Below are 5,521 nucleotides of genomic sequence, written 5' to 3' on the forward strand. Positions count from 1 at the left end.
GCCGCCCCGGCCCAGGCTTTGCAGGGCTTGCGCGGTCGCTTGCAAAGCGGCCTTGCTACGACGCGGGTTCATCGCTTGGCTCAACGCGGCCTCGGTCTCGCCGCCCGGTTTGATCGCGCCGTCGACCTTGAGGCCTTGGGCTTTTTGAAACGCCCGGATGGCGTCGAACAGCGCCGCATCGGGAAATTGCGACACGCCCCATGCGGGGGCTTCGTACAGCCCCAGCGCGCCGAGCGCGGATTTGATCTTCCCCACGTCCAACGGCGCGGCGCTGGCGTTGGACGCCAAGGGTTTCGAACACGTCACGATGGGATGGGGGCGCATGAGCCTCTCCTATACATAAGAAATGCGGGTGAAAGGGGACGCCGAAACGCCCCCTCCCCTTGGCAACCGATCAGTCGGTGTCGACCGCGCCCACGGCGGTCATGTCGGCGACATCGACCACGCCGGCGGCGTTGGCGTTGACCAGGTAGAACCCGGACGACGGGGTGCCGTCGGTGTCGGTGTTGGCGACGATGATGTCACCGACGCGCAACATGTCCGACGCGGCGTTGAAATAGCCCGCGGTGTCCACGTCTGCGGCCAGGTCGATGGTGGTGTAGTGCCACAGCGTGAAGCCGTTGGCGTAAGCGAGAACGCTCAGGTCTTTGGATGCATATGCCATTCGGTCGGCTCCTTAAACTTCGAGGCAGCGCATGGACACGACACCGGAAGTGTCGATCAGGCCCGCGCCCTGGCTCATGGAATTGTTGACGAAATGCGCGGCGCGATCGCCGTGCCAGGTGATGTCGGTCTTCACGTCCGCGCCGACGCCGTGGCCGATGGCGGATTTGTGATACCAGTAGCAATAGCGGATGTTGGCCCCGTCCTTGGTCAGGCCCGAGTGCGGCATCCACAATGCGCCCAGCCAACGTTTGGCCTGGGTGCCTTTCCACGGCAGTTCGCCGTCGCCGATGTATTGGCTGTCGGCGAATTCCTGAATGTTCAACAGCTCCGACCACTGCTTCCAACCGACCACCGCGAACCGGTCGCCGTCGTCAGGCACGTCGGCCTCGCCGAGCATTTCAAACGCAGACAGAACCTTCGCCTTGGTCAAGCCGTCCGCGCCGGTGCCGGCGTAGTTGGTGGACTTGTCCATTTCCGAAATGATCAGCTCGTCGGTCTTGCGGCCCAAGGCGTAGGCCCCGGCGCGCGCCACCACTTGCTGTTCGTTGATGTTGGTTTTCAGTTCGTCCAGCTGATCGACCCAATCGCCGGCGTAGTAATCATACAAGCTGATTTCCACCGGGGTGTGGTCGACGTTCATCACCGGAACCTTGCCGTGACGCGCCTTGGTGGACGCGGTGCCCTTGCCGACTTTCTGGAAGGTGGTGGTGGACCCGACGATGTTGTCCTTGGTGCGCACGGTGTTGCGCAATTTGGACCCCATCTGTTGGTATTGCAAATGGACTTCCGCCTGGAAATGGCGGACGAACGACTGTTCGACGGTTGTCGACATGTCTGTCTCCTTAAAAGTTGAAATGGGTGTAAGCGCGCCTTTCGCGGGTTATGGCGGGCCGCCCGGGGAAAAGAATTCCAGGCCCGCCGCCCGCGAAGCTGCGAGAATCCCCACCAGGCCGCGCACCAAAAAGTCGGGCTCTCTTCACAAAGAACCCGACCCAAGGCCTGCGCGGTTATCCGGCGTGGGACGAAGGGGGGGTGGTTTGAAAATCACCTAATGAACAGAAGCCCCCGACACTTGCACCGCCGGGGCAACGCATATACGCTCGCGTTATGATAGACAGGATCCGAACCCTCAGCGCCGCTCTTCTGCTCGCCCTGCTCCTGAGCCCCGCCGCGATGGCGGATGACGCTCAGGACCGACAAGTCGAGGTCGGCGTCAAAGCCTACGACGACGGCGACTACCAGCGCGCCAAGGACATCTTGCTGCCGCTGGCCGAAGCCGGGCATCCCAAGGCCATGAACATGGTGGGGTTGATGCATTATGACACACCGGTGTTTCCGAATGATCCTATTGTGGAATGCGACTGGTATGAGCGCTCAGCTAAAGCTGGGTTTGCATCTGGAATGTATAACCTTAGCATCTGTCACAGCCAAGGCAGCGGTCGCATAAAGGATCATGCGCAAATGCTCTATTGGAGAACCATGGCCGCAAATAACGGCTCCACCAATGCCATGATTAACTTAGCCTCACTGGATAAAAGTGAAGGGAAAGTCTTTCGTCAGTGGATGCGCAAAGCTGCTGAGAATGGCAGTACATATGCCAAGGTTGATTTGTGGTTACAAGGATACAAAGAGGATGTTCCAAACGTCACATTCAGGGACATACTCTGTGTTTCGTGGCGAATTCTAATTCTGAATGGAAGCTTTAAGGCTTGCGACTAGTTTTCTCACGCTCCTCATTTGTACGGTTTTCATCAGCTTTCTCCGCCAACAAATCGATACCCACCCCCATCAGAGCACTCGCCCCAGCCTCAAGAGCGCCAAAGGCATTGTCCAAAAGGTTCGTCGATTTTGTCAGGCCCTTACCCATCCGCGTTGCCGCCGTTCCGATTTTTGCCAACCGGTCAACCGTTGCGCCCAACGCATATTGACCAAGCCCTGCGCGTGCTTGAGCCGCACGGGATTTGCCTTGCCGCACAGCCGCTGCGGCCTTTTGTCCTGCATCGACAGAAGCCCCGCCAAACAATCCAAGCTCAGCGACCGAGGAAACCACACTGCCAATCCCGGAGCCGATTTTGGCCTCGGTTTTTTGCGCGTCTTCTACGCTCACCAAGCCATCGACATAGGATTTGTAACGATCATAATCGCCCCAATTGACGCCAATTCCGAAAGGTGCGCCCACCGTTGCTGTGATACCTGCTGCACCATCAAGCATCGTGTTCGAGAGCGTTTGAGCGAACGCATCCCAACCCAGCCCCCAATCCGTTTGATCCGTTTGAGGAGGGCCCTTAAATACACCGCGCCCACGTTTGTGAGGCTTTTTGGTTTTCGGCCCATTTGGTTTCTGCGCTTCCTTACTCACCTCAGGGGTGGTGGGTGCCGTTTGCGATGCCATCGGCTGCTCACCCACGTCGGCGGCCTTTTGGTCTTGGGTTCGGCCCAGCTGGCCGCCTTTGGTTGTGGGCGTCGCAGACGCCCTGCCGCCGATCAGGTCGTTGGCCCAGTTGTCGGTGAACGTCACGCCGTTCTTGGAAAAGTAGCCGGACTTCGGTGCTTGCTTGGCTTGTTGTTGGCGTTGCTGACTGTCCGCCCAAATCACCTAATTCTATTAGACAGTTTTTTTCGACTCCGGGAAATTGGGGTGAAAATCTGTCGTTTCTATTATTGCTTCAGCCCCATATGAACCTATTTTTTTCAGTTCATCATACGAAAATACCGGTTCTATGTTCCCACTTGCAGCCCAACACGTGATATGCAGTTTCACCTCGGCTGAGTTTGACGCGATAAACCCTCGCCATTCTGGTGTAGGCGGGCCGAGACGTTCGTAGAGCTTCGCTATATGCTCAAATGGATCGGAACTCGAACAAAAGTCCTGAGTATCTATTATCCACGCATTTACATTTCCGTGGCGCGTTACATTTCCCGGCGTGAGAAATGGTTCGCCAACACGGATCGCTTTGCTGGCTTGGCCCCAAAACGCAGAAACCCGGTCAGGGTCTGGGCCGTAAACACAAAACGACACATGTACCGCTTCTCCTTCATGGTTGCCCTGATCCCAACATGCTTCGATAGAAAGTTTTACGCCGCGCAAGTCGAGCAGTCCAAGGTCGCTAGAAGCTACTTGCGGCGTTTGCGCACCATGCTTACCCGTCCATAACAGCCTCACGGTCACTGCCGCCCCCTCCGAAATAAGGCGGCGCAGAACCGGGACCACATCCTGGATCACGCTGTTCAAGACAGATACGTGGTCGGGCCAATGTTTCCCGTAATAATAGTCAGTTGATTCGAGATGGTATTCATCATGGCCCAAGTTGATGCAGGACCATGATGATAAATGATCAAGTAACTCTTGTGGTGTCGTTACGGACGGCACAACCTTTATGCCAACTTGGACAGATAGTGTCCCATCATCATTTTCAAACATGCGATCAATTGATCCAGTTTTCTAAATTATCGATATAACGCCCACCCTTTTTTTCACGAACATCAAGGGTATTCCGATCAATGTGGACAGACTTACCACCGTATCCATAATAATCTTTTAGGTCGTGTAAAGCGTCGCTCAATTTAGCTCTATCTATGTCATGATGATCGGCTAGATAGTCGACCTTTTCAAGGTCATCTTTTCTGGCATCTACGATCTGAGGCTTATTCAACTCCTCACTTTGATCTGGATAGCCTTCAAAATTCGGGGTGAGTGGTGTACCGGGAACGGAAGGCGGCGTGGACCTTAATATATCCGGGCTTGCTTGCGGATAGGTTTCAACCCAGCCTTCCGGTTGTGCTGGAGGCCCATATCCTGGAGCAGGGTCACGTAAGGGATCATCTTCCGCGAGCAATCTTCTCTCAGCATCCCGTTTTGCTTTAAGGCCTAAAACACCTGCCAAAGCCAAAGCTTCTAAAAGGGCTGCTGTCGCATATGGTGTCGCTGTAATTGCGGGTGCAAAAGCGACTTGCACACCCGGCACTTTCGCTTGGGGCGCCAAGGAATCTGGCCCAATGAGTTTCGTCAACTCATTGAGGTCCATCAACAGGCCGTTGCGCACATTTTCTTGCGGTGCGCTGCCGCGTGCTACAGGCTCCGCCCCCAACGGCGCATACCCCGACGTGATGCCATAAGAACGTTGATAGTCTTTGGCAAACTGCTGCGGTGACTTTTGCAGCGCCCTGGGCTTGTCCAGTTCCCTCTGCCATGCCGCAGCGTATTTAGTGCGCTGACGAGCCTTGGCGGCATCGGCCATGCGTTGGCGGTGTTCTTTTTCGGCGGCTTGGGCGTCCGCGTCGAAAACGGTGTTGAGTTCCGTATCGACAACCACGCCTTCAGGATTCACGTTTTTTCGCGTCAGCGCGCCGAGGTTGTTTGTGTCTTTTGTGCCGGGCCCCGAACCGAGGGAGGTATTTCCAAAGGTCGAGTCCGCGATATCGGGATTTGCCGCGTTCCACCGCGCACGACGTTCGGCATAATTGACCGGGCCTGTTGTCGGCTCGCCTTCATAGGGGCCGTATAGGCCGCCTTTCAGGAAATCGTTATAGCCAATGCTGCGCCCACGAATCAGGTCTTGACCGCTTGGCCGTGCGAAGGGGTCTTTTTGTTTTGCCGCGGTGGAAGCTGGGGTCGGATTGTTCAGGTATCCGTACTTCGTACCATACACGAACCGATCCCAGCCTGTTTTTGTCGCCAAATTCTTATTGTATTCCTCCGGTGTCGGCACACCGCCCTTCGTCTTTGGCGCGGGGGCGGGTTTGTCGTTCTTCACCGCGTCAGGATCGACTGCGGGCGTTGCCTTGGGGGCGGACGTTTCCTCACCCAACAAGCCGGAATTCCAGTCCTGGGCGTCTTCGTCTTCCGGCGCGTTGG

Annotated in this window: 7 protein-coding genes; 1 reads left to right on the forward strand and 6 read right to left on the reverse strand. The window is 56.3% G+C overall.

Annotated features, from left to right (window positions below):
* The 3 genes from VIN96_RS00370 to VIN96_RS00380 all read right to left on the reverse strand — a co-directional run.
* A partial coding sequence (locus VIN96_RS00370; protein ID WP_331893424.1) for a peptidoglycan-binding domain-containing protein occupies window positions 1-324 on the reverse strand: 324 nt, incomplete at its 3' end.
* Window positions 325-394: 70 nt separating this feature from the next.
* Window positions 395-664, reverse strand: a complete 270-nt coding sequence (locus tag VIN96_RS00375) for a hypothetical protein (RefSeq protein WP_331893425.1) — start codon at window positions 662-664, stop codon at window positions 395-397.
* A 12-nt stretch (window positions 665-676) separates the two neighbouring features.
* Window positions 677-1,498: a phage capsid protein gene (locus VIN96_RS00380; RefSeq protein ID WP_331893426.1), complete on the reverse strand. Its 822-nt coding sequence runs from the start codon at window positions 1,496-1,498 to the stop codon at window positions 677-679.
* Between the two features lie 341 nt (window positions 1,499-1,839).
* Between VIN96_RS00380 and VIN96_RS00385 the strand changes: the two genes are divergently transcribed.
* Window positions 1,840-2,385, forward strand: a complete 546-nt coding sequence (locus VIN96_RS00385) for a hypothetical protein (RefSeq protein WP_331893427.1) — start codon at window positions 1,840-1,842, stop codon at window positions 2,383-2,385.
* On the opposite strand, the gene VIN96_RS00390 is transcribed toward VIN96_RS00385, so the two are convergent.
* The 3 genes from VIN96_RS00390 to VIN96_RS00400 all read right to left on the reverse strand — a co-directional run.
* Window positions 2,369-3,262, reverse strand: coding sequence for a hypothetical protein (locus VIN96_RS00390; protein ID WP_331893428.1), 894 nt, complete (start codon window positions 3,260-3,262; stop codon window positions 2,369-2,371). The genes VIN96_RS00385 and VIN96_RS00390 overlap by 17 nt on opposite strands.
* A 9-nt stretch (window positions 3,263-3,271) precedes the next feature.
* Window positions 3,272-4,087 (reverse strand): DUF4279 domain-containing protein, encoded by an 816-nt coding sequence (locus VIN96_RS00395; RefSeq protein WP_331893429.1) that lies wholly within the window; start codon window positions 4,085-4,087, stop codon window positions 3,272-3,274.
* Window positions 4,088-4,091: 4 nt separating this feature from the next.
* A partial coding sequence (locus VIN96_RS00400) for a hypothetical protein (protein WP_331893431.1) occupies window positions 4,092-5,521 on the reverse strand: 1,430 nt, incomplete at its 5' end.

Origin of the sequence: Magnetovibrio sp., assembly GCF_036568125.1 — a bacterium.
In the GTDB taxonomy this organism is placed as follows: domain Bacteria; phylum Pseudomonadota; class Alphaproteobacteria; order Rhodospirillales; family Magnetovibrionaceae; genus Magnetovibrio.

Excerpts from the sequence above, each read along its gene's own strand:
- VIN96_RS00375 (WP_331893425.1), bottom strand. The coding sequence starts at position 664 with ATGGCATATGCATCCAAAGACCTGAGCGTTCTCGCTTACGCCAACGGC.
- VIN96_RS00380 (WP_331893426.1), bottom strand. The coding sequence starts at position 1,498 with ATGTCGACAACCGTCGAACAGTCGTTCGTCCGCCATTTCCAGGCGGAA.
- VIN96_RS00385 (WP_331893427.1), top strand. The coding sequence starts at position 1,840 with ATGGCGGATGACGCTCAGGACCGACAAGTCGAGGTCGGCGTCAAAGCC.
- VIN96_RS00395 (WP_331893429.1), bottom strand. The coding sequence starts at position 4,087 with ATGTTTGAAAATGATGATGGGACACTATCTGTCCAAGTTGGCATAAAG.